Origin of the sequence: Bradyrhizobium daqingense, from assembly GCF_021044685.1 — a bacterium.
In the GTDB taxonomy this organism is placed as follows: Bacteria; Pseudomonadota; Alphaproteobacteria; order Rhizobiales; family Xanthobacteraceae; genus Bradyrhizobium; species Bradyrhizobium daqingense.
Window position 1 is genome coordinate 1,590,928 of sequence record NZ_CP088014.1, and the last position, 23,855, is coordinate 1,614,782.

Consider the following 23,855-nt stretch of genomic DNA (forward strand, 5'->3'; position numbering starts at 1 on the left):
CCATGCTGAACCTCGCCGAATACCGCAACCGGCCCCACAGTCTTGCCGACTTCCTGCCCTGGGCCGCTTTGGTCGAGAAGGGCGTCGTCCTCAACAAGGACGGCGCGTTCCAGCGCACGGCGCGCTTCCGCGGGCCGGATCTCGACAGCGCGACGCCTGCCGAACTGGTCGGCGTAACGGCCCGACTCAACAACGCGCTCCGCCGTCTCGGCTCAGGTTGGGCGATCTTCGTCGAGGCCCAGCGCATCGCCGCCCAGACTTATCCGCACAATACTTTTCCTGACGCCGCATCAGCGCTGGTCGATTTGGAGCGGCGGGACGCTTTCGAGGAGGCGGGCGCGCATTTCGAGAGCCGCTATTTCCTGACCTTCGTCTGGCTCCCGCCGGCTGAGGACGCCTCGCGGATCGAAGGCTGGCTCTATGAGGGCCGCGCGCAGAGCGGCGTCGATCCCCACGAGCTGCTGCGTGGTTTTGTTGATCGGACCAACCGCGTCCTGCAACTTGTCGAAGGGTTCATGCCTGAGGTGGCGTGGCTCGATGATGGCGAGACGCTGACCTACCTGCATTCGACGATCTCGACCCGGCAACAGCGCGTGCGCGTCCCCGAGACGCCGATGCATCTCGACGCGCTGCTCGCGGACGAACCGCTTGCCGGTGGCCTCGAGCCGCGGCTCGGCAACCATCATCTTCGTACACTCACGGTGGTCGGCTTTCCGACCGCGACCTATCCCGGAATCCTCGACGAGCTGAACCGGCTTGCCTTTCCTTACCGCTGGTCGACCCGCGCGATCCTCCTCGACAAGACCGAGGCGGTGAAACTCTTGACCAAGATCCGCCGGCAGTGGTTCGCCAAGCGCAAGTCGATTGCAGCCATCGTCAAGGAGGTGATGACCAACGAGGCCTCGACACTGGTCGATAGCGATGCGGCGAATAAGGCCACTGACGCCGATCTCGCCTTGCAGGAACTGGGCACCGACGACGTCGGTCAAGCCTACATCACCGCGACCGTCACCGTCTGGGACGAGGACCCCGGTCTCGCCACTGAGAAGCTTCGCCTCGTCGAGAAGGTGATCCAGGGGCGCGACTTCACCTGCATGCCGGAAGGGGTGAACGCGCTCGAAGCCTGGCTCGGCTCTCTGCCGGGTCACGCCTACGCCAACGTTCGCCAACCGCCGCTCTCGACACTGAACCTCGCTCACCTGATTCCGCTTTCAGCGGTCTGGGCCGGGTCAGATCGGGATGAGCATTTCCGCAGCTCCCCGCTCTTCTTCGGTAAGACCGAAGGCTCGACGCCGTTCCGGTTTTCGCTGCATGTCGGCGACGTCGGCCACACCCTGATCGTCGGCCCGACCGGCGCCGGCAAATCCGTGCTGCTGGCGCTGATGGCGATCCAGTTCCGGCGCTACCGGAAAAGCCAGATCTTCGCCTTCGATTTTGGTGGCTCGATCCGCACGGCGGCCCTTGCCATGGGCGGCGACTGGCACGACCTCGGCGGAAGTCTGTCCAACAGCGCCGAAGATTCAGTCTCCCTTCAACCCCTCGCACGTATCGGCGATGCGGCCGAGCGCGCCTGGGCGGCCGAATGGGTGACGGCAATCCTCGCCAAGGAGGGCGTCACCATCGATCCGACCGTGAAGGAGCACGTCTGGTCGGCATTGACGTCACTGGCGTCCTCACCGGCCGAGGAACGCACGATCACCGGTTTGACGGTTCTGTTGCAATCGACCGCACTCAAGCAGGCGCTGCAACCTTATTGCGTCGGCGGCTCCTCCGGCCGTTTGCTCGACGCGGAGGCCGAGCAGCTCGGCTTTGCGTCGGTGCAGGCGTTCGAGACCGAGGGCTTGATCGGCGCAGGCGCGGCGCCTGCCGTCCTCACCTACCTCTTCCATCGCATCGAGGGCCGGCTCGACGGCCGGCCGACCCTCCTCATCATCGACGAGGGGTGGCTCGTCCTCGACGATCCAGCCTTCGCGCAACAGCTCAGGGAATGGTTGAAGACCCTGCGGAAGAAGAACGCTTCCGTCGTCTTCGCCACTCAATCGCTTTCCGACATCGATGGCAGCAACATCGCGCCAGCGATCGTCGAGAGCTGCCCGACGCGGATATTCCTGCCGAACGAGCGCGCGATCGAACCGCAGATCACCGCCATCTACCAGCGGTTCGGCTTGAACGACCGCCAGATCGAGATCATCGCGCGGGCGACGCCGAAGCGCGACTACTATTGCCAGTCTCGTCGCGGCAATCGGCTGTTCGAGCTCGGCCTTGGGCCAGTTGCGCTCGCCTTCTGCGCCGCCTCCTCCAAGACCGACCATGCCGCAATCGAACGGCTGCTTGCCGAGCACGGCCGTGACGACTTCACGGCCGCCTGGCTCGCCGATCACGAACTGCTGTGGGCCGCCGATCTCATCCCTGACCTGACAAACCTGGAGGTGCAATCATGACCGCTCTCGAAGTGCGGCGCGCTGGCTTGGCCGCTGCGACGGCTCTCTCGCTCGCCTTTTCGATCTCGCCGCTTTCGACGACCTCGGTCCTTGCGCAGTGGATCGTCTACGACCCCACCAACTTCAGCCAGAACGTGCTGACCGCGGCGCGCGAGCTGCAGCAGATCAACAATCAGATCCAGATGCTGACCAATCAGGCCCAAAGCCTGGTGAATCAGGGAAAGAACCTCGCCAACCTGCCGTTGTCGACGCTGACCCAGCTTCAGTCATCGATTGCCAAGACCCAGTCACTGCTGAGCCAGGCCCAGAACATCGCCTTCAACGTCGAGCGCGTCCAGACGATGTATTCCAGCACCTACGGCACGGCGGCGGCGACGGGCTCCAATGCAACAATGTTTGCCGCGGCTCAAAGTCGTTGGCAGAACTCGGTGGGCGCTTTCGAAGACTCGCTGAAGGTGCAGGCCGGCGTCGTCGGCAATATCTCGACCAACTCCAGCGCAATGAGTACGCTGGTTACCGCCAGTCAGTCGGCAAGTGGCGCTTTGCAAGCCGCTCAAGCCGGCAACCAACTCCTCGCGCTGCAATCCCAGCAGCTATCCGATCTCGTCGCGGTGCTCGCCGCGAAGGGACGGGCGGATGCGCTGGAGCAGGCGCGCGTAACGGCGACCGAGTCGCAGGGCCAGCAGCAATACAAAATCTTCTCGACACGCAGCGGCTATCAGCCGGGCAACGTCACCATGTTCAGCGGCAACTGAGGCACCGATCATGGAGCGCTCGGATATCTTTCGCGCAGGCGCGATGATCGTCGTGTTCGTGATTTTCCTCGCCGCGCTGCACGTCATCCATCGGCGTCCAGCCGAGCGGCCGGTATCCGACGCCCCCTCTGTCTCCGCTCCCGATGACCTCTCGGCCGAGCTGCTCCGCTGCGCCGAGCTTGGACCCCAGGATGCCGAAGATCCGCACTGCCAGGCGGTTTGGAAGGAGAACCGCGCGCGCTTCTTCGGCAGGCCGGCGCGGCCACGTCTGCCGCAAGCCGCGCCGGCCACTCAGCCGATGACGGCTGTTCCAAAGGGAGAGAAGCCGTGAACAACGTCGGCGTCATCGACACCTTTCTCAATACTTTCACGACCTACATTGATTCGGGTTTCGGCCTGATCAAGGGCGAGGTCACGTATTTGTCGTCGACGTTGATCGTCATCGACATCACGCTCGCGGGCCTGTTCTGGGCTTGGGGCGCAGACGAAGACATTCTCCAGCGACTGGTGAAGAAGACCCTCTACATCGGCTTCTTTGCCTTCATCATCACTAACTTCACCAAGCTCTCAGGCATCATCTTCAACAGCTTCGCAGGCCTCGGCCTGAAGGCCGGCGGCTCGTCGATCTCGACGGCGGACTTCCTGCGGCCCGGCCGGCTTGCGCAGGTCGGCCTCGACGCCGGGCAGCCGTTGCTCGACTCCGCAAGCCAAATGATGGGCTTCACCAGCTTCTTTTCCAACTTTGTACAAATTGCCGTGCTGATGGTGTCCTGGCTGCTGGTGCTGATCGCCTTCTTCATTCTGGCGGTGCAGCTCTTCGTCACGCTGATCGAGTTCAAGCTGACGACGCTCGCCGGCTTCATCCTCATTCCGTTCGCGCTCTTCAACAAGACCGCCTTTCTCGCGGAGAAGGTGCTGGGCAATGTCGTTGCCTCCGGCGTGAAGGTCATGGTGCTCGCCGTCATCGTCGGCATCGGCACCGGGCTCTTTTCGCAGTTCACCACCGCCTATGCCGGCGGCCAGCCGACGATCGAGCAGGCGCTCTCTGTCGTGCTCGCGGCGCTCGCTATGCTGGGCCTCGGCATCTTCGGGCCCGGCATCGCGACCGGGCTTGTTTCCGGCGCGCCGCAGCTTGGTGCGGGCGCTACCGTCGGCACGGGTCTGGCTGTTGCCGGTACAGCGATGGTCGGCGGCGCGGCGCTCGGTTTGGCCGGAAGGGGAGCGATGGCAGCCAGCTCTGGTGCTGCGGCTGCCGCGCGCGGCGGTGCGGCGATGGCGGGCGGCATGTCCTCCGCCTACAGCCTCGCATCAGCCGGTCGGTCCGGCGCCGGCGGCGTCGCGTCCGGTCTCGGCGGTGCAGGCCGTGCGGCGGCTAGTCACGCGGCAGCTCCCGTCAGACGCGCCGCTGCGCAAGCGGCAGGGACAATGACGGAGAGCTTCACTTCTGGCGCCCGTGCCGGCGTCGCCAACACGGGTGGCTCCTCGACGATGGGGACCATTCGGAGCGGCGCGGCCGCAAACGATGGAGCCGCATCTCAAGTGCCGAGCGAGAGCGGTCCGCCCGCCTGGGCCCAACGCGTCAAGCGCAATCAGACCGTCATTCACGGCGCTCAGACCACCGCGCAAGCCCTCAAATCCGGCGACAGCCATGGCGGCGGCCACTCCGTCGACCTCTCGGGAGGAGAATAACGAATGTCAGTCTTCCGGCGATCGTCGGTTCGTTACGGCCGCACGCCCGAACCAGAAACCCCCTACCAGCGCGCAGCGCAAGTTTGGGATGAGCGCATTGGATCCGCCCGGGTGCAGGCCAGGAACTGGCGGCTGATGGCCTTCGGTTCGCTGATGCTGTCCTGCGGCCTTGCCGGTGGACTCGTCTGGCAATCCACGCACGGCACTGTCGTTCCCTGGGTGGTGCAGGTCGACAAGCTCGGCGAAGCGCAAGTCATGGCGCCCGCTACCGCCGACTACAGGCCGAACGACCCACAGATCGCCTGGTATCTCGCCCACTTCATTCAGATCGTTCGCTCGCTTCCGGCCGACCCGATCATCGTGCGGCACAACTGGCTGCAGGCCTATGATTTCACAACCACGGCGGGCGCGGCGGCGCTGAACGACTACGCCCGCGCCAACGACCCCTTCGCCAATCTCGGCAAGCAGCAGGTCGCGATCGACGTCTCCAGCGTCATCCGCGCCTCGCCCGACAGTTTTCGCGTGGCCTGGGTTGAGCACCGCTTTCAGGACGGGGCGCTCGCCGGCACCACGCGTTGGACCGCGATCCTCACCATCGCGATTCAGCCGCCCACCGACGCCGATCGGCTGCGCAAGAATCCACTCGGCATCTACGTCAACGCCATCAACTGGTCAAAGGAGCTGGGACAATGACCCCGCCGATTTTCGCAAAAGCCGGCGGTCCGGCTTCGCGTTTTTCCATCGTTCATCAAAACCGGAAGGACGGCGATACGTCTTTCCGTAAATCCGCTTTGACGGCTTTGCTGATATCCGTCTCAGCCCTTGGCGGCTGCGCGCACAATTTCATCCCACCCGACATCAGCTACGACACTGCGGAGCCTGCGACGCTCACCGTCGACCCGGCGCCGCCCGTCAAAATCGTGGAGTTGCCCCAGCCGCTGCCACTGCCCGGGCAGTTGAAGCCGCTCGCCGCCGGCAAACGCGTCCCGGAAGCCGCCGATCCAAAGGTTCGCGTCAAACAGGCCAACGCCGCGGCACGGGTGCAGCCGGTCCGCAATGGTTTCATCAACGCAGTACAGGTCTATCCGTTCTCCGGCGGAGCCCTCTACCAGGTCTACACGGCGCCCGGCCAGATCACAGATGTCGCCCTCCAGGAGGGTGAGCAACTCGTCGGCTCCGGTCCGGTTGCCGCCGGTGACACTGTGCGCTGGATCATCGGCGATACCGAGAGCGGCGCGGGCGCGACCAAGAAGATTCATATCCTCGTCAAGCCGACGCGGCCGGATTTGGTCACCAATCTCGTGATCAACACCGATCGGCGGACCTATCTCCTCGAGCTGTGCTCGACGGAAAAGACCTATATGGCCTCGGTCTCCTGGCAGTATCCCGAGGACCAGCTGATTGCGCTTCGGCGGCAGAATGCGGCCGCTGAAACTGCGGCGCCAATTGCGGCTGGCGTCGATCTCGCCTCGATCAACTTCCGCTACTCTATTGAGGGCGACGACCCGGCCTGGCGTCCGCTGCGCGCCTTTGATGACGGCAACAAGGTCTACATCGAGTTCCCAAGCGGTATCGCCCAGGGTGAAATGCCGCCGCTGTTCGTGATAGGTCCAGCCGGCGGCTCCGAACTGGTGAACTACCGAGCAAACCGTAACTACTACATCGTCGACCGCTTGTTCGCCGCCGCCGAATTGCGTCTTGGCGACAAGGATAGTGAGCGGCGCGTGCGCATCGTCCGCACCGACGGAAGGCCGCGCGCATGGCGATAGACAGCGAAGACGAACGTCAGGGCGACATTCCGCCCGTCGCGCCGCCGGACCTGCGGCTCCGAGGCGAGCGGCCCCGTGTCACACGGCTCTCGCGCAAGGTCCTTGTCGGCCTCGGCGCGCTGTCTGCCCTCGCGGTCGCGGGCGCGCTCGGCTACGCGCTCCAGACCGGCAACAAGGCGCAGAGCGGCCAAGAACTGCTCAGCACCCAGAACCGGCCTTCGGCCGAGGGTCTGGCCGGGTTGCCGAAAGACTATACCGGCCTGCCGCGTCAAGCACCGCCGCTCGGGCCGCCGCTGCCCGGCGATCTCGGCAAGCCGATCCTCAACACCGGCGCTGCACCGAACACGATGGCGGCGACGTCAGATCCCGAGACGCAGCGCAGGGGCCAGGAAATCGAGGCGGCGCGGGTCAGCCGCCTCTTTGCCCAAACTGCTCAGCAACCGCAGAGCGTCGGCCAACTCATCCCGAATGCCTCCGCTGGCGCCACGGCCACTCCGGCCGCGACACCGCCCGTCGATGCCGGATCTGCCCAGAACATGCAGGACCGCAAGACGGCCTTCCTCACTGCTCCGACAGACAAGCGCACGGTCAGTCCGGAACGGCTCGAAGCCAAGGCCTCACCTTACGTCGTGCAGGCGGGCACCGTGATTCCGGCTGCGCTCATCACGGGCATTCGTTCCGATCTGCCCGGCCAAGTCACCGCACAGGTGACCGAGGCGGTCTGGGACAGTCCGTCTGGCAAATATCTTCTGATCCCGCAGGGTGCCAAACTGATAGGTCAGTACGATAGCTCCGTCGCGTTCGGCCAGTCCCGCATCCTCCTGGTCTGGACCCGCATCATCATGCCGGATGGCAACTCGATCGTGCTAGAGCGCCAGCCCGGCGCCGACACCGGTGGTTATGCCGGTCTCGAGGATGAGGTCGACAACCACTGGGGCATGCTGTTCAAGGCTGCCGTCCTCTCGACCATGCTCAGCGTCGGAGGCGAGGCGGGCACGAGCCAGAATGAGAACAACCTCGTTCAAGCGATCCGTAGCGGCGCGTCCAACAGCATCAGCCAGACCGGCCAGCAGATCGTGCAGCGCCAGCTCAACATCCAGCCGACGCTGACCATCCGGCCAGGTTTCCCGGTGCGGGTCATCGTTACGCGGGATTTGGTGTTGGCTCCCTACCGCCAGGAGGCAAGCCGATGAGCAAGCTGAAGCTCGGAACCATCCTCGACGATAAGCCGGTGAAGATCGCCGTCGAGTTGCCGGCTGCCGTCCATCGCAATCTCCTCGCCTATGCCGAGGCGATCGCGCGCGAGAGCGGACAGCCGGCACCCGATCCCGCCAAGCTCATCGCTCCGATGATCCAAAGATTCATGGCAACAGACAAGGGGTTTTCAAAGGTGAAACGCGCGGCAACAAATTGATAAGGGGACGATCGTTCAGCGTTGCCTTGCAGAAACGGCCGGGACGAAAGCCCATCAAGTCAAATCCGGTCATAGACCAGCATTTTGCTCACGTAGACGCGTTCAGGTGAACAGGAAGTCAGATGCCATATATCGATGCCACGGGTGTGAAGCTTTATTTTGAGGAAGCCGGGGAAGGTCATCCGATCATTTTCCTGCACGAGTTCGGCTCAGATAGCCGCGGATGGAAAACCCAGGTTCGCTACTTTTCTCGTGCCTATCGCTGCATCACTTTCAACGCTCGCGGATATGCCCCCAGCGACGTTCCTGACGATCCGACGCTATATGGCTGGGAGCTCGCTGTGAACGACATCGCCGCCGTCATGCGTGGCCTCGCTGTCGAACACGCACACCTGGTCGGATTGAGCATGTGCGGATATGCCGCCTTGCAGTTCGGATTACGCTATCCGAAGAGAGCCAGCGCGATTGTCGCGGCCGGTGTGGGATCCGGATCGGCTCCTTCCCAGCAGGACGCCTGGTCGAGAGAAACCTCCATTCTCGCGCGGGCTTTCATCGAGCGCGGGATGGACGCGATGGCCCGGAGAATGGCGCATGGTCAGACTCGTATTCAACTCAAATACAAGGACACACGGAGCTGGGAAGAGTTCCAGGAACGCCTGCGTCACCACTCACCGCTAGGTATGTCGAATACGATGGCGCGCTGTCAGGGGGTGCGACCGCCATTGCATGATCTGGCCGATCAGTTCTCAACGATGCGAACACCGGTATTGCTGGCCCTGGGCGATGAAGACGCGCCCTGCCTTGAGACTAACCTGATGCTGAAAGCAGTGCTTCCCAACGCCGGTCTTTGGATCTGTCCCAACACCGGCCACACCATCAATCTGGAAGAGCCGACAGCATTCAATGCTCAGCTCGACAGCTTTCTAGCCGCCGTCGAGCGTGGGAGCTGGCGCCGCGGGCATCCGGAAATTGAGGCTGAATCCGATCTGAAACTTGAGATGACGTGCGATACACGCACGAAGGCAGTGGCCCGTTACTGCAACACTCCAGGCGCTTCACAGTGAGTCCTCTCATGAAATCCCGGACCGGCGTTCATCTCAGCGAATCCATGTCAACGCGGTTGACCGCCGCGGCTACACGCACGGGAGTCACAAAGTCAGAACTTATTGAAGCCGCGCTCGATAGCTTTCTCGAATCCGATAACGCTGCTGAACATTTCGCGATCGTGGCAGGCCGCCTCACTGAGTTGAACGATCAGATCGGGCGTCTCGGTGCCGATCTCAAGATGGTGAATGAGGCCGTCGCCCTTCACGCGCGCTTTCACTTGGCTGTTACGCCCTCGTTATCGGCGGCAGAGCAGCATATGGCGACTGTGGTGGGCTCAGAACGCTTCGATGAGTTCGCTGCGCAAGTAGGACGTCGTGTTGAGCGGGGGACATCCCTCCTCCGGGAGACGATGAACCGGCGCCTCGTGACGAATAAGAACCGCTGGGCGAGCCACCTTGCGGCAAGCGCGGATCGCCGCACGAATTGCAGGTCTTCAGAACCAGACCGTCGTCTGTCCGACACGGTTGATGGCGGGTCAGAGCCGAATGCTGCCGTGCGGGAGGGCGGCAGCATTCGAACCTTTCCAGACCGGACCAACATCCCGCTACAGCGAGAGATCTAACGGCGCTGAAACCACGCCTTATTCGCGGCCGCCTAGCCCAAGCCGCACCTACGTGCCGCGACGATCAGTTGCAGACGTGATGGGTGTCTCCGCACTTGTCATGCGGGTGTTTCTACCTTTTGCTGTCGGTTATTACCTCTCGTACCTCTTCAGGACAATCAACGCTTTGATCGCCGCTCCCCTGACATCGGAATTGGGGCTCGACGCTGGTGATCTTGGCTTGCTGACTTCGGTCTATTTTCTCACCTTCGCGGTAGCGCAGATACCCGTCGGCATCCTTCTGGATCGATATGGTCCGCGGCTGATCCAGAGCGTGCTGCTGGTTGCTGCTGCGGTCGGCGCCGCATTGTTTGCTACGTCAGACAATTTGCTCATGCTGCTTCTAGGTCGGGCGCTACTCGGTCTCGGCGTCGCCGCGAGCCTGACCGCCGGATTGAAAGCCCTCGTTCTCTGGTTTCCGAAGGACCGTCTTCCGTTTCTCAACGGCCTGATGGTCATGCTCGGTGCATTGGGAGCAGTCACCACGACCTCGCCGGCGCAGTGGTTGCTGGCTTGGGTTGGGTGGAGGACGCTCTTCGCATTGTTAGCTGTCTTCACGGCCGGCTGTTCGGCGATGATCTATCTCGATGATCTATCTCGATGATCTATCTCTTGGTGCCGGAGAGTGCATCGGCAACGCCGGTCCTGCGTGGAACAGCCGTGGCCAGCTTGAAGAAGATTTATACCGATCCGCATTTCTGGCGTCTGGCGCCGCTATCAGCGACTTCCGTCGGCACCGCCTGGGCGCTGCAGGGACTTTGGGCAGCGCAGTGGTTCACTGACGTCGAGGGACTTGATCGCGCTGCTTTGGTGCAACATTTGCTTGTCATGACCGTCGCGCTCAGCCTGGGTGCGCTCCTGCTAGGCGTTCTGGCTGATCGGCTGCGTCGCTATGGCATTGGAACAGAGGCGCTCCTCGCGGTCGTCGGCCTTATGTTCATTGCCGTGCAATTCGCGATTATCCTGCGATGGCCGTTGTCATCATACGTCCTGTGGGCCGCTGTGGCCGCCGTCGGCGCAGCTACGGTGCTTAGCTATGCGATCCTGGCTAGTTATTTCCCGAAAGAGCTTGCCGGACGGGCCAATGCTGCGCTGAACGTGTTCCATATCGGTGGAGCGTTTGTCCTGCAATATGCCACTGGCGTCGTCCTTGAACATTGGACGCCTCAGGCGGGGCATTATCCGGAGATCGCGTACCAGATAGCCTTTTTCCTCAATCTTGTCCTTCAGATCATCGCATGGGTCTGGTTCGCTTTCCCGTGGGTGCTTCGGCCGTCGACGAGCGCTAGGTTCAGCGATTAGGGGCGCGAGTCGGCGGCAGCCAAGGTTCAGCCTGCCGGGACTGTGAGCGATCACAGCAAGCACCGGCGAATGTTCGACACCGCGACGCACCTCGTCCAGGAAATGCCGCCCCCCAGGGGTGATCGTGACACCCCGATGCCGATGCTCGAACAGATGCTGCAGTCTTCAGGGATCTCAAAGCTATGCCGATTCTGACGCGTAGCGGCGGCGCGACGACGCCGACCAAGGCTGCCAAGTTGATCGCCAATGGTTGGGCGCTTTATCGCAACCGACCGCGCCTTTGCGAAGGCCCGACGAAATGCTGTTCAGCTCGCATCTGGGGCAGCGGAAATATCAGGATAGCGCTCCCGAAGCAGGTCGAGCAACGGACGCAGCGATGGATTAGCGTTGTCCTGCCGCCAATAAGCGCGCAAGCTCAGCCGCGTCGGCCCCTCGGCATCATGCACCTCGCGGAAGGTGACACCCGGATAGACTGCGCCCGTCGCACTTTCCAATACCAGTAGAATGCCCCAGTCCACGCCGACCAAGGAGAGAAGACGGTCGAGCACCACATCATGGCGAACCAGCGGGCAAGGATCGGAAGACCCCAATTTGCTGTCAAGGAGCTTCAGGAATTCCGGTCCCGGGCCTCGCTGCGACATCAAAAGCGATTCGTGCCTCAGTTCGCCCCAGTGAATTACGTCACGACCTGTCAGCGGATGGTTCGCGGGGAGGGCGGCAACGACACGCTCGCTCCAGAGCAACAATGACCTGTCGCTCCACCTTGGACTGAGGCCGGCCACAAAGGCGACGTCAATCGCGGAGCTGGCGAGATCCGAAATCAGATGGTCGCTCGCTCCGTCAACCAGTTGTCTGTCGACATCGGGGAAGCGGTGCCGGTGCTCGATGAGAGTGGCCCGGAGATTGCCGGCTGACAGGGAAGTGTGGATGCCGATGGTCAATCGGCCGCTCTCACCACGCGAGCGGTTCTTGCCACGAACCGTGATTGCTTCCGTCTCATCAACGAAACGCCGGGCAGCTTCGAGGAATTCCTGCCCTTCAACGGTAGGTCGTGTGCCGCCATTGGTACGCTTAAACAGAGTGACGCCCAACCTGTATTCGAGATTGCGCAGGCCGCGACTAAGAGTGGGTTGCTTGATTCTGAGCGCCTCTGCCGCTTGGCGGAGGCTTCGGTGCTTGGACGCGACGATCGCCCAGCGCAGGTCTCGAAATTCCACAGGCACGGTCGAAACCCTAGGGTAAGTTGCCGGTGACCAATTGACCAATTTTTGTCTTGAATGGCGCACGCCATTTGCTTGCGCTGCTTCTGGATCTTCCAATTTGGCAAGCGCAAAAATGGGCGAGGCTGGAGCCAAAAAAGTTTGGCAAGTTTGCCTTTCATTTGCTTGCGCTGCTTCAACCCGCCAATTCGGCCTCGAAAGGGCCATCAAAAGACATCCGCCCTCCGGGCCGGTTAAGACCCTGCCGCCATTTGCTCGGTACCTAGGCTCGCTGGAGGCACGAGAAGCGCAAGCTCTTCTAACTTCATGTTTCGGGTAAACTGCTATGATTCCAAATGACAGTGAACCAATCGCCAACCCAACCCGATCATGAAAAAGCCTCCCGAACGACCCGAGAAGCAGTCTTTTCGATTGAAATGGGTAGAACGGGGAAAATCCGTTTTTGTGACCGAGCGTGTGATCCTACACGAGGTAATTTTGCGACAGGGCAACAGAAACCGACTGAGCTTCAGGTCAGCTTGGTTGTCCGCCTAAATGCTGTCCGCCAACGGCGCGCAACTGAGGATCGAAGTCGACAGGTTTTTGACGACAGTTCAGGCGGCCTGAGCGAACTAGAAGTATAACTGAATCATCGGGATGAAAGCCTCCCACCTATCCAAGTTAAGGCCTAGCTGCCCGCCTTGCCTTTCTTCTAATCCGCAATTCCTTTTCTGCTACCGATTTTCGGGGTAACTCAATCTTACCCAACTTCAGCGTGAAAGGGCGCTTGAGACCAAAAAATGGCGATTAGCCTTTCAGTACTACGGCCCCTGGAAGAGGAGGGGCGCGCGGATTACGGGTCGAAGAGCCCAGGAGGGATTAATGCCAAGGACGCACGCCGTTTTTCGCGGCTATTCGATGAATCTTGCCCGAAACGCTCTCATCTGCTCCACCCTTCTGGCGCGAACGGTTGGATACAGCGACTGGGGCGGTGTCATCCCCGCTAGGGATTGTCCCGGAAGCATGACGCTGGCAGCAATTACAAGCGCGCCAGAACCATAGACGAGATAGTTGTTGGAGGAGTTTGAACTGAGCGTGGTCGTGCCTGAAGAAACAAGATTGGTTGTCACGGCTTGCTCCAAATAGATTACGGAAACTTGGACGAGCTTAATTAGTCAAATTCGGTATCGGTCCTCGCCTGCCGGATCGGCCCAGCAAGGCCACCTTGGATCCTCTGATTGTATTCCCCAACCGCGGCATGCGTGCGCAGCACGCTGTTCACCATCTCGAACATGTCGTGCATGCGCTGCTCGGAGACCGGGCTCTCGACCACGACGACGAGCTCGGGCTTGTTCGAGGACGCGCGCACCAGGCCCCAGCTGCCGTCCTCGACCGTGACGCGTCCGCCGTTGACGGTGACGAGATCGCGGATCGCCTGGCCGCCGATCCTGGCGCCCTTGGCCTGCAAGCCTTCAAAATGCTTCACCACCTGGTCGATGACGCCGTACTTGGTCTCGTCGGCGCAATGCGGCGACATGGTCGGCGACGACCAGGTTTTCGGCAGCGCGTTCTTCAAATCGGCCATCGACTTGCCCGGCGCGCGGTCGAGCATGTCGCAGATCGCGAGCGCCGACACCAGGCCGTCGTCATAGCCGCGCCCATACGGCTTGTTGAAGAAGAAGTGGCCGGACTTCTCGAAGCCCGCGAGCGCACCCGTCTCGTGGGTGCGGCGCTTCATGTAGGAATGGCCGGTCTTCCAATAAGCGACCTTGGCGCCCTGCTTCTGCAGCACGGGATCGGTGACGAACAGGCCGGTCGACTTCACGTCGACGATGAACTGCGCGTCCTTGTGGATCGCCGACATGTCGCGGGCGAGCATCACGCCGACCTTGTCGGCGAAGATTTCCTCGCCGGTGTTGTCGACGACGCCGCAGCGATCGCCGTCACCGTCGAAGCCGAGACCGACATCGGCCTTGTGATGCAGCACCGCATCGCGGATCGCGTGCAGCATCTCCATGTCTTCCGGATTCGGATTGTATTTCGGGAAGGTGTGGTCGAGCTCGGTGTCGAGCGGGATCACCTCGCAGCCGATCGCCTCCAGCACCTGCGGCGCGAACGCGCCGGCCGTGCCATTGCCGCGGGCCGCGACGACCTTGAGCTTGCGGGTCAGCTTCGGACGGCTGGTGAGGTCGGCGATGTAGCGCGCCGGATAGTTCTCGTGGAACTGGTAGGAGCCGCCGGCCTTGTTCTTGAATTCGGCGTTGAGCACGATTTCCTTCAGCCGCGTCATCTCGTCGGGGACGAAGGTCAGCGGGCGGTTGGCGCCCATCTTCACGCCGGTCCAGCCATTGTCGTTGTGCGAGGCCGTGACCATGGCGCAGCAGGGCACGTCGAGGTCGAACTGCGCGAAATAGGCCATCGGCGTCACCGCGAGCCCGATGTCGTGCACCTTGCAGCCCGCAGCCATCAGGCCGGAAATCAGCGCATATTTGATCGAGGCCGAATAGCCGCGGAAATCATGGCCGGTGACGATCTCCTGCTTGACGCCGAGCTCCGCAATCAGCGCGCCCAGCCCCATGCCGAGCGCCTGGATCCCCATCAGGTTGATTTCCTTCTGGAACAACCAGCGCGCGTCGTATTCGCGAAAACCCGTGGCCTTCACCATCGGCTCGGATTCGAAGGCATAGGTGTTGGGCAACAAGACGGATTTCGGCTTGGGGAACATTGAGACAATCTCAGAAATGCGAGGAATTGACCGCCGCCATAGCGAATGCCCAGGCCGAGGTATCGCGGGCATCACACAATGGACAAGGTAGGCTTGTTGGCTAAGTCTTGGTCAGCTTTCCGTCATCGAAAACCAGGAAACGTTGACCTGCACAGCGAGAAGAATGCAGCCGGCCGGCCAGTTTGGATGGGCGGGGTTATAGAAGCCGGGACAATAGCGAGACTAGCTCAGCTTGCCGCCTGGTCCCGGTTCGCAAAAAGACAGCTTTCAGATGGTTTCGCGCTGTCCCCGACGAAATGTTCATATAAAATGCAATTTCTTCCAGCGACTTTCCCTCCACCAGCAGCGATGCGAGACGAGCCTGCGCGGGAGTCAATCCAAAGATCTCCATGACAGAGCTCTGCGAGACGCGAGGTATTTCATTCAGATCAGTCAGGATCAGAAGGGCGCCCATGTCCGGGAGGAGGGGATCGCCTGCACTTTCCCAGTCCTGAACGATGGCATCAATGACAATCGGCCGGCGCTGACTCCGGGTGACAACTGTTTGCAAGGTGCTACGGCCCGGTTTGCCAGACAAAAAGCGGACCTGAGTGATCAGTCGGTCCAGCCTCAGTCGTGACTGAGCATCCGCTGCAAACAGACGCCGTCCCTTCACCGATAGATCGTCATCGAAAAGCTTCGACGCGTTGTCGTTGACAGCCGCCACGAAGCCATTCTGATCGATCAAAATCGCAGGCCGGCCCAATAGATCAAGCGTACCAATCATACTGGGCCGTTCCCCACGAGCGATGCGCAATTCACTCGGGCAAAACAAAGCTCCTTTCGGACCTGCCCCCGTTCTCTCGTCACCCTCAAGCATAGCAACAGTTCAAAAAATGGTTCGCATAACTAATGCTGAAAACGCCATCGTCCCATGTCTCAACTTATAGCTGCGTGCGTCAAAGTGGACAGTCCCATTTGAGATATGTTTCGCACTAATTTCTAGAGTTTCAGACTGAGTCCGTAGGCTACGGACCTTTCGGGCGCGCGATGAATAAGCGCTCGCTGCGTTTGCCCGTTCGAATTCAGCGCTTCTTCGCCGGCATTCGAGCTGCGCGATCGATGCAAAAGTGAAAATCTAACTAGTCATAGGAAGAAGCCGCTGATCTTCGCAGTCCTGCCTGCACAAATCCGGCGAACTTTCCCATTTTTGTGCTGAATTTGATCACGGCAGGCTCTCTTGAACGCGCCTCCTGATTTTGCCTCGCGCCGCGAACCCTCTAACGCAGAGCGGGCTTCACCCTGAGTGGCTCCGGGCTCTGGTACGCCACTGCTTTCGATCTCCCTAGGAGGCGTAGATGCCTTTGGGAACTTGAAAACCAAGGGAAAAATAGCCGAGACTAGCGCGTCGAGAGCACATCGCTCCTCGGACAGACGTCTTTCGACATACTGGCGGTCAAGCCCCGCGACCTCTGTTTCAAGCAAACGGCGATAGCGGTGGATGCGGTTACGGTGGGTTCGCATGGCGGCGAGCGTTTCGCTGATCATCGGCAGAATCTCATTCGAAATCAAATCCTCTCCTCCTTAACCGCGTGCCTGCGGTGGAGCATAGCTGACTCCGCGGAGCGCTGTGATTTGATGTCCTTTCTCTAGGGACAGCCCTGAAGGGTCAATTGGGTTCGTAACGCGCCGCTTCTGTACGTAACGTACAATGAATCCAGCGGGCGCCGTCCGGACAGTGAATATGGCAAGCCAGATGTTGCGCCCTGTTCTGCCGAAAGCAAGACATTCTGAGGGGCGCGCAAAGCCCGATCGCTAGCTGAGAGCTGTTCGTTTGCCCGAGGCACTCACGGGCCCTGCTCGTCATCGTCGCCGCTAGCCGATGAAGCTGAAGCCGACCTTGCTGACCTGTACGACGAGCGCGGCGACCTCAAGCCCATAGACGCTTGGCCGGAAATTTGGCGGCAAGGCCTCGTTGCCGGTGTCGAGATCGACGCGCTATACGAAGGGGCGGGCGAGGAGCGTAGGCAAGTCGGTCACGTCAAGAAGATCAGGTTGAGTGATCGACTGCGCCGCCTGGAGCTGATCGGCAAGCATGTTCGCGTCAATGCGTTCCAGGAGCGGGTTGAGTTTAGCCTGTTGGAAGGACTGGGAGAGCGCATCGATCGCGCCAAGGCTCGCGCAGCATCTCTTCCAGCGCTTCCGGCTCCGCCGATCGTGAAGGTCGCGTCTGCTCCTCTCCCTTCGCGTGTAGAGCAGCCAGCGCCAGCCGCACCACCTGCGCCGCCGTCACCACCACCGCCGCTGCCGAAGCCGGCTTACAAGCCGATCATGCCCGCGCCTGAACCCGCAGCACCGTGGCCGTCGTTCGGCGGCTTCGCTGCGACCGACTACGATCCCACCTAGCAAAAAACGAAATGCTCCATCATGGCAACAATCGCTGCCAACATCGCCACCATCCAAGCCCAAGCCGCCGTTCTCGACACGCTAATTGGGCAATTTGCCGCCGCCAAAGCGTTGATCGACGCGGCCGAACTCGACATTCGCAGTCAGCAAGCCTAAGCGTGGACTTGCACAGGTTTCGCTGCGCTGTCTGCAATCACGCACTTACGACATTCGCAGCGCATGAAGATTCCATGCATTCCAATGGCCGGTGGCTTCAAGGCGATTTGCGCCCACCGAAGTAAGCCGCGCTGCAAGTCGTGACCGAAGGCGAGACGCCGCGGCTGCCGGAAGGTTTCAGGGTCGAGCTCGACAAGGACGGTTGGCGGCACTGATTCGCGCGAAGCGCCGATGGCCTCAATGCATCTGCCGCTCTGACTGATCTTCACTAATCCGCCAGCCGCGTAGGGCATGACCATGTCCGATGACTGGACCAAACGAGCGACGAACATCCTTCGAGAACTTCATGCTGCCGAGACGGAGCTAATCGGCAGGGGGGCTATCCTGACCGACGGTAAGGCGGGGACGGTTGATCACGTCTTCCTTGACGAGGTGCACGGGCTCCGGATCTCGATCGGTGGCCACGACGGCAAGTGGCCGATTTCGACTCTGAAGCTTCTAGACTCCGGTTTCGCCAGATAGCGCAGGCGGTGTCAGCCCGTGGCAATGACCGATCAAGGCTGGGGCGCCCGTTCGAGGATGATCCGATCGAGGTAGACGGGCGCAAGCTGGGGGGTGGCATCATGTGGGCCTTGCACCTCGGAGGGCCGACACCAGATGGCGGGCCACTGCGCAAGAAGGGCAAACCGTGCAGGGTGATCCGATGAGCCAAATAAACCAGACCGGCCGTAGGATTATCTACGTCATGATGGTGGTCGTGGTGCTGGTGGTCATCTGGCAGATTCTCACGCCGCTTTGAGAAGGCCCGCCAGATAGCTTGTCCGCCCGGTCACCGTCCGCGGTGATCACTCGGTGACCGGGCGCCCAGCGCGGTGCGCGGCAGCGAGGCGGAGCCTGGCCGAGTAAGCCAGTCACAGTTTACCTGGAGTGGCAGCCATGATGCAGAACGTTGTAGCCGGATGCGTCGCAGTGGCTTTGATTATCCTGGCCTTGATTGGCTTCGCCCAAACGCACCGTGAATGTTGGCACGGGCACGTGCTCCTAACCCATGAGCCCTGCGGATCCGTCAGCCCTTCAATATAGGAACAACCATTTTCCGCTGATCTGGGCGCGGGACCGAAGCCCCGCGCTCTCGTCGTTCACCGCCTCGGCCGGCGGGCGCAAAACCGCTGTCGATCGCAGTGAGCGCTTTTCCACACCCACGACGCGCAGTAGCTCGCGCGCGGTCCGAGCCACCAGTAATCGATAATTTGACTGTCGCCCGCGCAGCGGTTGGATCTCGGCATGCCTCACCCTGCCCGCCGCCACACGCCCACGCACGCCGAGGGTCGGCCAATCAAGATCACCTTTGGCGAGATGCGCGAGATGGGCTTGCGCGGCGTCCTCATGTATTGCCCCTGCGGCCGTCACGTTGCGCTCGGCACCGATCGCTGGCCCGACGATGTTCGGCTGTCAGATGTCGAGCCGCGCTTCGTCTGCACCGCCTGCGCCGGGCGCGGCGCAGACGTACGACCGGATTTCAACTGGAACGCAAAAGGGCCGATCGGCGACATGGGCTATCGGTAGCCACCTTAAAAACGGCCCCGGCCATGGGGGCTTTTGAAGTGTGGAGGCCGGGGCCGTTGGAGGTGACCTTGGCGGTAATGGGGTCGCCAGGTGGTGACGAGCATAGGAAAAACCGGCAATCAGTTCTGTCCACTTGTGCCCAAAGCGGTATAGTTCCTCATCGGGAACGGAACCGGTCGCAATGAAGGACATGCAGGCTCAGTTAGAAAAGCTCCGCACGGATGCTGCCGAGTGCGCCTTGATCCGCGATCTTGCTACTGAACCCAAGAAGCGAGATGTTCACAAGGCTGGCCGAGCATCTGACAGTTCTGGCCGACGAGGTTGAACGCGCCATTGCTGCCGCGAGACCTGAGCTGAAGCGGAAGGAATGACGGAACGAGGCTGGGGTCGGCGTTTCGAGGATCCGATCACGATCGGCGATCGCATACTGGTGACGCAGCTCGACGCCGGCGAGTACATCGCCGCGTCGCCGAAGAAAGAGCACGCCGCATCGGAATGGCAAGCCGCGATGAAGGTGGAGGCCCGAGTATGTTTGCCAGCATCGGGGTCATGCGGGCATTGAACCGCCACCACGTCCCGGAGTTTAACCCGAAGGGCAAAGAGCCTCACTGGGGCCGGCGCAAGCTGAAGAGGGACCAATAAGGCGCCGCCAACTGAGGCGGCCTTACTCTCTCACAGGATGCAAGTCGGACGGCTGTACGGCGAGCCGATAAGCAATCTCCCGGGAGCCGTCGAAGACCTCTAGGACGCGCTCACAGATCAGGCACTTGTAGTGCCCGGCGTTGCCCTTGCGGGATTCAAGTTCGATCCGGCGAGATCCCGCCGAACAATCAGGGCACGTCACGTCGCCTTTCTTCATGTGACAGTTATGATGCAGGCTACCGCAGGGGTCAAAGGTTAGTGTTTGCCCGACGGAACGCAGCTGGGACCAGTACGCCCCGAATGGGAAAAGCCGCAGCGTGGTTCCAGCCCCACTGCGGCATTCCCGGAATAACAAAAAAATTAGTGCTCAAATCGCGCCGGTGTTCCTTCAGTAGAACACCCCGTTCCGAAAATGGAGTCCGGACAACTACCGGACTTCGGTTTTCTACGTATTGTCACTTGGAGGGCCGACATGGCTGGGCATGGCAATTCCAGCCCCAATGCTCCCGGTTGCCGATCCAATTGCGGATTTGAGCGCCGGGAGTGCTAGGCCCACCAGCGTGAACCGGCGCCCACCGTAAATTTCCCAAGGTCAAAAAAAAGAACCGCCGACCTTGGTAACTAAGGCCATCAGCTGAGGCTGCTTACCTCTGCTCGTTCCTCGCACGGGAAGCCAGTCTATCCAGCTGGCCAGCCAAACCCACGAAACTTCGGGCGATGTTTTTCAGGGCGGCGGCGCGATCCTTGGAAATGCCGCTCACGCCAGAAAGTCTCTTGTAGTGGTTAGCCTGCTCGCGGCACTCAGCAATGTTGATCAATGGCTCAGCCTTCCTGTTGCCCGCGCGGGACGTGGGATCGCCTTTCCCCGCTGGCTTGCCTTCTACCATGTTAGGCCCTTAAATCAGGTTCGGACACTGGGTTAGATACGGACAGCGCCGGCTCGAGTTTTGAAAAGGAACACAACGGTGGGCGTCTATGTGAACACCGCCAAGCAGGTCGGCGACGTCGATCACATCAAGTCTTCGCGACGGTGGACGCCGCGGAACGATGGTTCGAGGAGAACGACCCGGAGGGCGTCGCCTTCGAATACGATGTGATCGAGTGATGTGGAGCGGATAATCAGCGCCACATCGTTGGTGGGTTCAAGGCCTTGCGACCCGCCGCTTTCAACGCGTCGGTTGAGAGCTGTCCATGTGCCGCAGCATCGAGCAGCTTCGAAGCAACGTACGCTCTGGCGCCCGTTTCGCTTACAGGAATATTTTCGCAAACTTTATAGCGCGACGATCTGGGTCGGAAGAGCGCGGCGATCAGGATGGCGAGTCAGTGTCGCGGCGCGATGATGATCGCCGCGATGATTGTCGCGCGCAAGAGTTTTGTTTGCTTTGATTGTCGCGGAGCGTCAATCAAGCGAGCGTTTTTTGTGTCGCGTGCTCCGGTGGCCGCCCTGGACCACGCTTTCGCTCGAGGGCAGTCCGCCTGCGATAGCTCTCGACGTTCATCTCGACGATGGTGGCGTGGTGAACAAGGCGATCGATCGCCGCGAGGGTCATAGCTGGGTCCGGAAAGACCTTGTTCCATTCTCCAAAGGGCTGATTGGCGGTGATCAGCAAAGAGCGTCGCTCGTAGCGTGCGCTGATGAGCTCGAACAGCACACTGGTCTCGGCCTGGTCCTTGGTGACATAGGCAAGATCGTCCAAGATGACGAGATCGAAGCGATCGAGGCGGTTGATGGCGCCCTCGAGGTTGAGCTCGCGGCGAGCCACCTGGAGCTTCTGCACGAGATCGGTGGTGCGGGTGAACAGGACGCGCCATCCGTTCTCGATGAGGGCCAAGCCGATTGCTGCCGCCAAGTGGCTCTTGCCTCCACCGGGCGGACCAAACAGCAGCAGATTGGCGCCCTTGCCGAGCCAGCCGTCGCCGGCGGCGAGTGCGGTCATTTGCGCCTTGGAGATCATCGGCACGGCCTCGAAGTCGAAGCTGTCAAAGGTCTTTCCGGTAGGCAGCCGCGCCTCGACGAGATGGCGCTCGATGCGGCGGCGGCCGCGCTCAGCGATCTCGTGCTCGGCAATGGTGGCGAGGAAGCGCGCCGCCGGCCAGCCTTCTTTATCGGATTGCTCGGCAAATTGCGGCCACAGCGCCTTGATGGCGGGCAGCCGCAGCTCGTTGAGCAACAGATTGAGGCGCGCGGTGTCGACTACGTTGGTTGTGCTCATGCGGCGCCTCCGATCTCGGCGGTACCGATGAGGCATTCATAGGTGGCGAGCGGTGCGAGGCGTACCACGACGTTCGGCACCTGGGCGGGATCCGGGGCGAAGTGAGTACGTAGCCGGTTGAGGTCGGGCAGCCGGCCGTCGTTCAGGTCAGCCGTGAGCTGATTGGCGAGTTCGGCCTCGCAACCGCGCTCATGGGCGAGTGCGAGGAGATCGACCATGATCCGGCAGGCCTTCTTGTCCGGTAAGCGTTTGCGCAAGACGTCGAAGGCTCGGCGGTAAGCTTCCCGGGGGAACAGCTGGTCGCGGTAGACCAGGTTGAGGAGCGCCATCGGCTTGCGCCGCAAGGAATGGATCACGTGCCGATAATCGACGACCTGATCGTGCTTGCCATTGGGATGCGGCCGCCCGCGCGGCAAGGTGAGGAGATGCGTGCCGCCGACAAACACGTCGAGGTGATCGTCATACAGGCGCACCCGCAGCCGATGGCCGATCAAGCGCGACGGCACCGTGTAGAACACCTTGCGCAAGGTGAAGCCGCCGGACGACGTCACGTGGACGATCACCTCTTCATAGTCCGACGTGCGGCGGTCCGGCAGATCCTGAAGTGCGCTACGTTCACTGTCGATCCGCTTGGCGTTGCGGGCATTGCGGCGGCTGGCGATCTCATCGATGAAGCCACGATAGGCAGCTAGATCGTCGAAGTCGGCGGTGCCACGCAGCAACAGCGCGTCGCCGATCGCTCGCTTGAGATGACCATGCGAACTCTCGATCGCCCCGTTCTCGTGGGCGATGCCACGATTGTTGCGGGAAGGCCGCATGCCGTAATGGGCACAGAGGTCTTCGTATCGCCGCGTCAGATCGTCTTTGGCGTCGCGGTCGAGATTGCAAAAGGCGGCCGACAGGCTGTCGGTGCGATGCTCCCGTGGCGCCCCACCGAGTGACCACAAGGCATTCTGCAGGCCTTCGGCCAGAGCGACGAAGCTCTCACCGCCGAGCACGACATGGGCGTGCTCAAACCCGGAATAGGCCAGCCGGAAGTGATAGAGACGATGGTCGAGCGGTACGCCCGCGATCGTGACACCCAATTCGCCCATGTCGGTGAAGTCGGACAGGCCGCGCTGACCGGGTTCGTGGGTCTGGCGGAAGATGACCTCCTGCTCCTCGCCGTGGATCGCCCGCCAGGCCCGGATCCGGCGCTCCAGCGTGCGACGGATGCCGGCGCCGAGCTCGGGATGGCGTCGGAGCAACTCCTCGAAGATCGTGACCGGCCGCACACCGGGGGCGGCCTTCAGCATCGGCGCGATATCTGTCTCAAATACGCGGGCCAAGGGATCTGGCCGGCGACGGCCGCGGGGAGCCTTCTTCTGCGACGGAAGGCGTCGATCCTTCTCGATCCGGTAAGCGGTCGAGGTGCTGAACGAAGCCTTGGCGGCGGCCACGGGTGGGCTATCGGTCTGACGGTACTTCATGTAGAGCCTCATTTGGTGATCGGTAATGTGTCGGCCTGGCACGCGAGTGATTCCTCTTGGCGGAAGAACCACTTGCATAACCAGCCGGCCGCGATCACCAGTCGGCGCGGTCCGCTGTGGATCGCGCCGACGCCGGGCTCGTAACTCCGGTCGGGCTACGCCCTCCCTGCGTCACGAGCCCGGCGTAGCCCTCTCATCATGGTCGACGCTCCACTTCCATCCTGTTCGCCGCGCGGCACAAACTTCGTCGAGCACCGCCCTGAGCAGCGCAGTCATTTCAGCATCAAACACGCCGAACTCCCGAAATTGAGAGGATCCTGAACGCTGCACAAGCGGAATATATTCGCTTGGCAGCGTTCGCCGCGTATTCCGGTCTGGGCTCCGAAATCCCAGCGCCTACAAAATTGGCACCTGTACGTCAA

26 protein-coding genes and 2 pseudogenes are annotated in these 23,855 nt (G+C 61.5%); 20 read left to right on the top strand and 8 right to left on the bottom strand.

The genetic code is table 11. The features are described from left to right. Positions 1-2 precede the first annotated feature (2 nt). The 13 genes from trbE (at position 3) to LPJ38_RS38095 (ending at position 11,420) form a co-directional block, all read left to right on the top strand. The gene (trbE, locus tag LPJ38_RS07370; RefSeq protein WP_011090993.1) at positions 3-2,441 is read left to right on the top strand and encodes a conjugal transfer protein TrbE; all 2,439 of its coding nucleotides are present in this window, start codon (positions 3-5) and stop codon (positions 2,439-2,441) included. Beyond that, a complete protein-coding gene (gene trbJ, locus LPJ38_RS07375) occupies positions 2,438-3,196 on the top strand; it encodes a P-type conjugative transfer protein TrbJ (protein WP_011090992.1) in 759 nt (252 codons plus the stop codon). The genes trbE and trbJ overlap by 4 nt, the downstream gene beginning before the upstream one ends. A 43-nt stretch (positions 3,197-3,239) precedes the next feature. Continuing rightward, a complete protein-coding gene (trbK-alt, locus tag LPJ38_RS07380; protein ID WP_231088586.1) occupies positions 3,240-3,527 on the top strand; it encodes a putative entry exclusion protein TrbK-alt in 288 nt (95 codons plus the stop codon). After that, the gene (gene trbL, locus LPJ38_RS07385) at positions 3,524-4,885 is read left to right on the top strand and encodes a P-type conjugative transfer protein TrbL (RefSeq protein WP_011090990.1); all 1,362 of its coding nucleotides are present in this window, start codon (positions 3,524-3,526) and stop codon (positions 4,883-4,885) included. The genes trbK-alt and trbL overlap by 4 nt, the downstream gene beginning before the upstream one ends. 3 nt (positions 4,886-4,888) lie before the next feature. After that, the gene (trbF, locus tag LPJ38_RS07390; RefSeq protein WP_011090989.1) at positions 4,889-5,578 is read left to right on the top strand and encodes a conjugal transfer protein TrbF; all 690 of its coding nucleotides are present in this window, start codon (positions 4,889-4,891) and stop codon (positions 5,576-5,578) included. Next, on the top strand, positions 5,575-6,654 hold the full coding sequence (gene trbG, locus LPJ38_RS07395) for a P-type conjugative transfer protein TrbG (protein WP_011090988.1): 1,080 nt from the start codon (positions 5,575-5,577) through the stop codon (positions 6,652-6,654). The genes trbF and trbG overlap by 4 nt, the downstream gene beginning before the upstream one ends. Next, positions 6,645-7,847: a TraB/TrbI/VirB10 family type IV secretion system protein gene (locus LPJ38_RS07400; protein ID WP_011090987.1), complete on the top strand. Its 1,203-nt coding sequence runs from the start codon at positions 6,645-6,647 to the stop codon at positions 7,845-7,847. The genes trbG and LPJ38_RS07400 overlap by 10 nt, the downstream gene beginning before the upstream one ends. After that, on the top strand, positions 7,844-8,068 hold the full coding sequence (locus LPJ38_RS07405; RefSeq protein ID WP_011090986.1) for a DUF2274 domain-containing protein: 225 nt from the start codon (positions 7,844-7,846) through the stop codon (positions 8,066-8,068). The genes LPJ38_RS07400 and LPJ38_RS07405 overlap by 4 nt, the downstream gene beginning before the upstream one ends. A gap of 122 nt (positions 8,069-8,190) precedes the next feature. After that, positions 8,191-9,132, top strand: a complete 942-nt coding sequence (locus LPJ38_RS07410) for an alpha/beta fold hydrolase (RefSeq protein WP_011090985.1) — start codon at positions 8,191-8,193, stop codon at positions 9,130-9,132. 8 nt (positions 9,133-9,140) lie between these two features. After that, entirely contained in the window at positions 9,141-9,737 is a 597-nt protein-coding gene (locus LPJ38_RS07415; protein ID WP_161170741.1) for a ribbon-helix-helix domain-containing protein, read from the top strand. Positions 9,738-9,816: 79 nt separating this feature from the next. Next, positions 9,817-10,380: an MFS transporter gene (locus LPJ38_RS07420; RefSeq protein WP_158644817.1), complete on the top strand. Its 564-nt coding sequence runs from the start codon at positions 9,817-9,819 to the stop codon at positions 10,378-10,380. Further along, on the top strand, positions 10,377-11,078 hold the full coding sequence (locus LPJ38_RS07425; RefSeq protein ID WP_011090982.1) for an MFS transporter: 702 nt from the start codon (positions 10,377-10,379) through the stop codon (positions 11,076-11,078). The genes LPJ38_RS07420 and LPJ38_RS07425 overlap by 4 nt, the downstream gene beginning before the upstream one ends. A gap of 246 nt (positions 11,079-11,324) precedes the next feature. After that, positions 11,325-11,420 carry a hypothetical protein gene (locus LPJ38_RS38095; RefSeq protein WP_301309069.1) on the top strand — a complete coding sequence of 32 codons (96 nt, stop codon included), beginning with the start codon at positions 11,325-11,327 and terminating at the stop codon, positions 11,418-11,420. Here LPJ38_RS38095 and LPJ38_RS07430 read toward each other — a convergent pair. The 5 genes from LPJ38_RS07430 to LPJ38_RS07450 all read right to left on the bottom strand — a co-directional run bounded on the left by LPJ38_RS07430 (position 11,384) and on the right by LPJ38_RS07450 (position 16,553). Next, positions 11,384-12,505, bottom strand: coding sequence for a LysR family transcriptional regulator (locus LPJ38_RS07430; protein WP_011090981.1), 1,122 nt, complete (start codon positions 12,503-12,505; stop codon positions 11,384-11,386). The genes LPJ38_RS38095 and LPJ38_RS07430 overlap by 37 nt on opposite strands. A gap of 683 nt (positions 12,506-13,188) precedes the next feature. Further along, positions 13,189-13,407, bottom strand: a complete 219-nt coding sequence (locus LPJ38_RS07435; protein WP_125459388.1) for a hypothetical protein — start codon at positions 13,405-13,407, stop codon at positions 13,189-13,191. 41 nt (positions 13,408-13,448) lie between these two features. Then, positions 13,449-15,002, bottom strand: a complete 1,554-nt coding sequence (locus LPJ38_RS07440; protein ID WP_049801880.1) for a phosphomannomutase/phosphoglucomutase — start codon at positions 15,000-15,002, stop codon at positions 13,449-13,451. A gap of 196 nt (positions 15,003-15,198) precedes the next feature. Then, positions 15,199-15,768: a helix-turn-helix transcriptional regulator gene (locus LPJ38_RS07445; protein WP_016848068.1), complete on the bottom strand. Its 570-nt coding sequence runs from the start codon at positions 15,766-15,768 to the stop codon at positions 15,199-15,201. A 359-nt stretch (positions 15,769-16,127) separates the two neighbouring features. Then, complete coding sequence (locus LPJ38_RS07450; protein WP_223153798.1) at positions 16,128-16,553, bottom strand: hypothetical protein; 426 nt, start codon at positions 16,551-16,553, stop codon at positions 16,128-16,130. Positions 16,554-16,889: 336 nt separating this feature from the next. On the opposite strand from LPJ38_RS07450, the pseudogene LPJ38_RS38445 reads away from it, so the two are divergent. The 7 genes and pseudogenes from LPJ38_RS38445 to LPJ38_RS07475 form a co-directional block, all read left to right on the top strand. After that, positions 16,890-17,027: pseudogene (locus LPJ38_RS38445) on the top strand (terminase small subunit); the annotation flags it as partial. A 9-nt stretch (positions 17,028-17,036) separates the two neighbouring features. Beyond that, on the top strand, positions 17,037-17,387 hold the full coding sequence (locus LPJ38_RS07455; RefSeq protein ID WP_161170744.1) for a hypothetical protein: 351 nt from the start codon (positions 17,037-17,039) through the stop codon (positions 17,385-17,387). Positions 17,388-17,408: 21 nt separating this feature from the next. Continuing rightward, positions 17,409-17,543: a hypothetical protein gene (locus LPJ38_RS37920; protein WP_016847164.1), complete on the top strand. Its 135-nt coding sequence runs from the start codon at positions 17,409-17,411 to the stop codon at positions 17,541-17,543. A gap of 291 nt (positions 17,544-17,834) precedes the next feature. Continuing rightward, complete coding sequence (locus LPJ38_RS07460; protein ID WP_016847165.1) at positions 17,835-18,065, top strand: hypothetical protein; 231 nt, start codon at positions 17,835-17,837, stop codon at positions 18,063-18,065. A 762-nt stretch (positions 18,066-18,827) separates the two neighbouring features. Further along, positions 18,828-19,109, top strand: coding sequence for a hypothetical protein (locus LPJ38_RS07465; RefSeq protein WP_011090974.1), 282 nt, complete (start codon positions 18,828-18,830; stop codon positions 19,107-19,109). 181 nt (positions 19,110-19,290) lie between these two features. Beyond that, positions 19,291-19,480: pseudogene (locus LPJ38_RS07470) on the top strand (hypothetical protein). Beyond that, positions 19,477-19,671 (top strand): hypothetical protein, encoded by a 195-nt coding sequence (locus tag LPJ38_RS07475; protein WP_011090973.1) that lies wholly within the window; start codon positions 19,477-19,479, stop codon positions 19,669-19,671. The pseudogene LPJ38_RS07470 and the gene LPJ38_RS07475 overlap by 4 nt, the downstream one beginning before the upstream one ends. Positions 19,672-20,395: 724 nt before the next feature. Here LPJ38_RS07475 and LPJ38_RS07480 read toward each other — a convergent pair. The 3 genes from LPJ38_RS07480 to istA all read right to left on the bottom strand — a co-directional run bounded on the left by LPJ38_RS07480 (position 20,396) and on the right by istA (position 23,475). Next, a complete protein-coding gene (locus LPJ38_RS07480; protein WP_016847170.1) occupies positions 20,396-20,638 on the bottom strand; it encodes a hypothetical protein in 243 nt (80 codons plus the stop codon). A gap of 516 nt (positions 20,639-21,154) precedes the next feature. Beyond that, a complete protein-coding gene (gene istB / locus LPJ38_RS07490; RefSeq protein WP_018270204.1) occupies positions 21,155-21,964 on the bottom strand; it encodes an IS21-like element ISBj11 family helper ATPase IstB in 810 nt (269 codons plus the stop codon). Next, entirely contained in the window at positions 21,961-23,475 is a 1,515-nt protein-coding gene (istA, locus tag LPJ38_RS07495; protein ID WP_039228609.1) for an IS21-like element ISBj11 family transposase, read from the bottom strand. Before istA ends, istB begins: the two co-directional genes overlap by 4 nt. Positions 23,476-23,855 lie beyond the last annotated feature (380 nt).

What these genes read in the sequence shown, in the direction of transcription:
- trbF (WP_011090989.1), top strand. Translation starts at nt 4,889, where the DNA reads ATGTCAGTCTTCCGGCGATCGTCGGTTCGTTACGGCCGCACGCCCGAA.
- LPJ38_RS07405 (WP_011090986.1), top strand. Translation starts at nt 7,844, where the DNA reads ATGAGCAAGCTGAAGCTCGGAACCATCCTCGACGATAAGCCGGTGAAG.
- istB (WP_018270204.1), bottom strand. Translation starts at nt 21,964, where the DNA reads ATGAGCACAACCAACGTAGTCGACACCGCGCGCCTCAATCTGTTGCTC.
- LPJ38_RS07415 (WP_161170741.1), top strand. Translation starts at nt 9,141, where the DNA reads ATGAAATCCCGGACCGGCGTTCATCTCAGCGAATCCATGTCAACGCGG.
- LPJ38_RS07410 (WP_011090985.1), top strand. Translation starts at nt 8,191, where the DNA reads ATGCCATATATCGATGCCACGGGTGTGAAGCTTTATTTTGAGGAAGCC.
- LPJ38_RS07425 (WP_011090982.1), top strand. Translation starts at nt 10,377, where the DNA reads ATGATCTATCTCTTGGTGCCGGAGAGTGCATCGGCAACGCCGGTCCTG.
- LPJ38_RS07430 (WP_011090981.1), bottom strand. Translation starts at nt 12,505, where the DNA reads ATGGCCCTTTCGAGGCCGAATTGGCGGGTTGAAGCAGCGCAAGCAAAT.
- LPJ38_RS37920 (WP_016847164.1), top strand. Translation starts at nt 17,409, where the DNA reads ATGGCAACAATCGCTGCCAACATCGCCACCATCCAAGCCCAAGCCGCC.
- trbG (WP_011090988.1), top strand. Translation starts at nt 5,575, where the DNA reads ATGACCCCGCCGATTTTCGCAAAAGCCGGCGGTCCGGCTTCGCGTTTT.
- LPJ38_RS07400 (WP_011090987.1), top strand. Translation starts at nt 6,645, where the DNA reads ATGGCGATAGACAGCGAAGACGAACGTCAGGGCGACATTCCGCCCGTC.
- LPJ38_RS07445 (WP_016848068.1), bottom strand. Translation starts at nt 15,768, where the DNA reads ATGATTGGTACGCTTGATCTATTGGGCCGGCCTGCGATTTTGATCGAT.
- LPJ38_RS07460 (WP_016847165.1), top strand. Translation starts at nt 17,835, where the DNA reads ATGACCATGTCCGATGACTGGACCAAACGAGCGACGAACATCCTTCGA.
- LPJ38_RS07465 (WP_011090974.1), top strand. Translation starts at nt 18,828, where the DNA reads ATGCCTCACCCTGCCCGCCGCCACACGCCCACGCACGCCGAGGGTCGG.
- LPJ38_RS07475 (WP_011090973.1), top strand. Translation starts at nt 19,477, where the DNA reads ATGACGGAACGAGGCTGGGGTCGGCGTTTCGAGGATCCGATCACGATC.
- trbE (WP_011090993.1), top strand. Translation starts at nt 3, where the DNA reads ATGCTGAACCTCGCCGAATACCGCAACCGGCCCCACAGTCTTGCCGAC.
- LPJ38_RS07480 (WP_016847170.1), bottom strand. Translation starts at nt 20,638, where the DNA reads ATGGTAGAAGGCAAGCCAGCGGGGAAAGGCGATCCCACGTCCCGCGCG.
- trbK-alt (WP_231088586.1), top strand. Translation starts at nt 3,240, where the DNA reads ATGATCGTCGTGTTCGTGATTTTCCTCGCCGCGCTGCACGTCATCCAT.
- trbJ (WP_011090992.1), top strand. Translation starts at nt 2,438, where the DNA reads ATGACCGCTCTCGAAGTGCGGCGCGCTGGCTTGGCCGCTGCGACGGCT.
- LPJ38_RS38095 (WP_301309069.1), top strand. Translation starts at nt 11,325, where the DNA reads ATGGTTGGGCGCTTTATCGCAACCGACCGCGCCTTTGCGAAGGCCCGA.
- LPJ38_RS07440 (WP_049801880.1), bottom strand. Translation starts at nt 15,002, where the DNA reads ATGTTCCCCAAGCCGAAATCCGTCTTGTTGCCCAACACCTATGCCTTC.
- LPJ38_RS07420 (WP_158644817.1), top strand. Translation starts at nt 9,817, where the DNA reads ATGGGTGTCTCCGCACTTGTCATGCGGGTGTTTCTACCTTTTGCTGTC.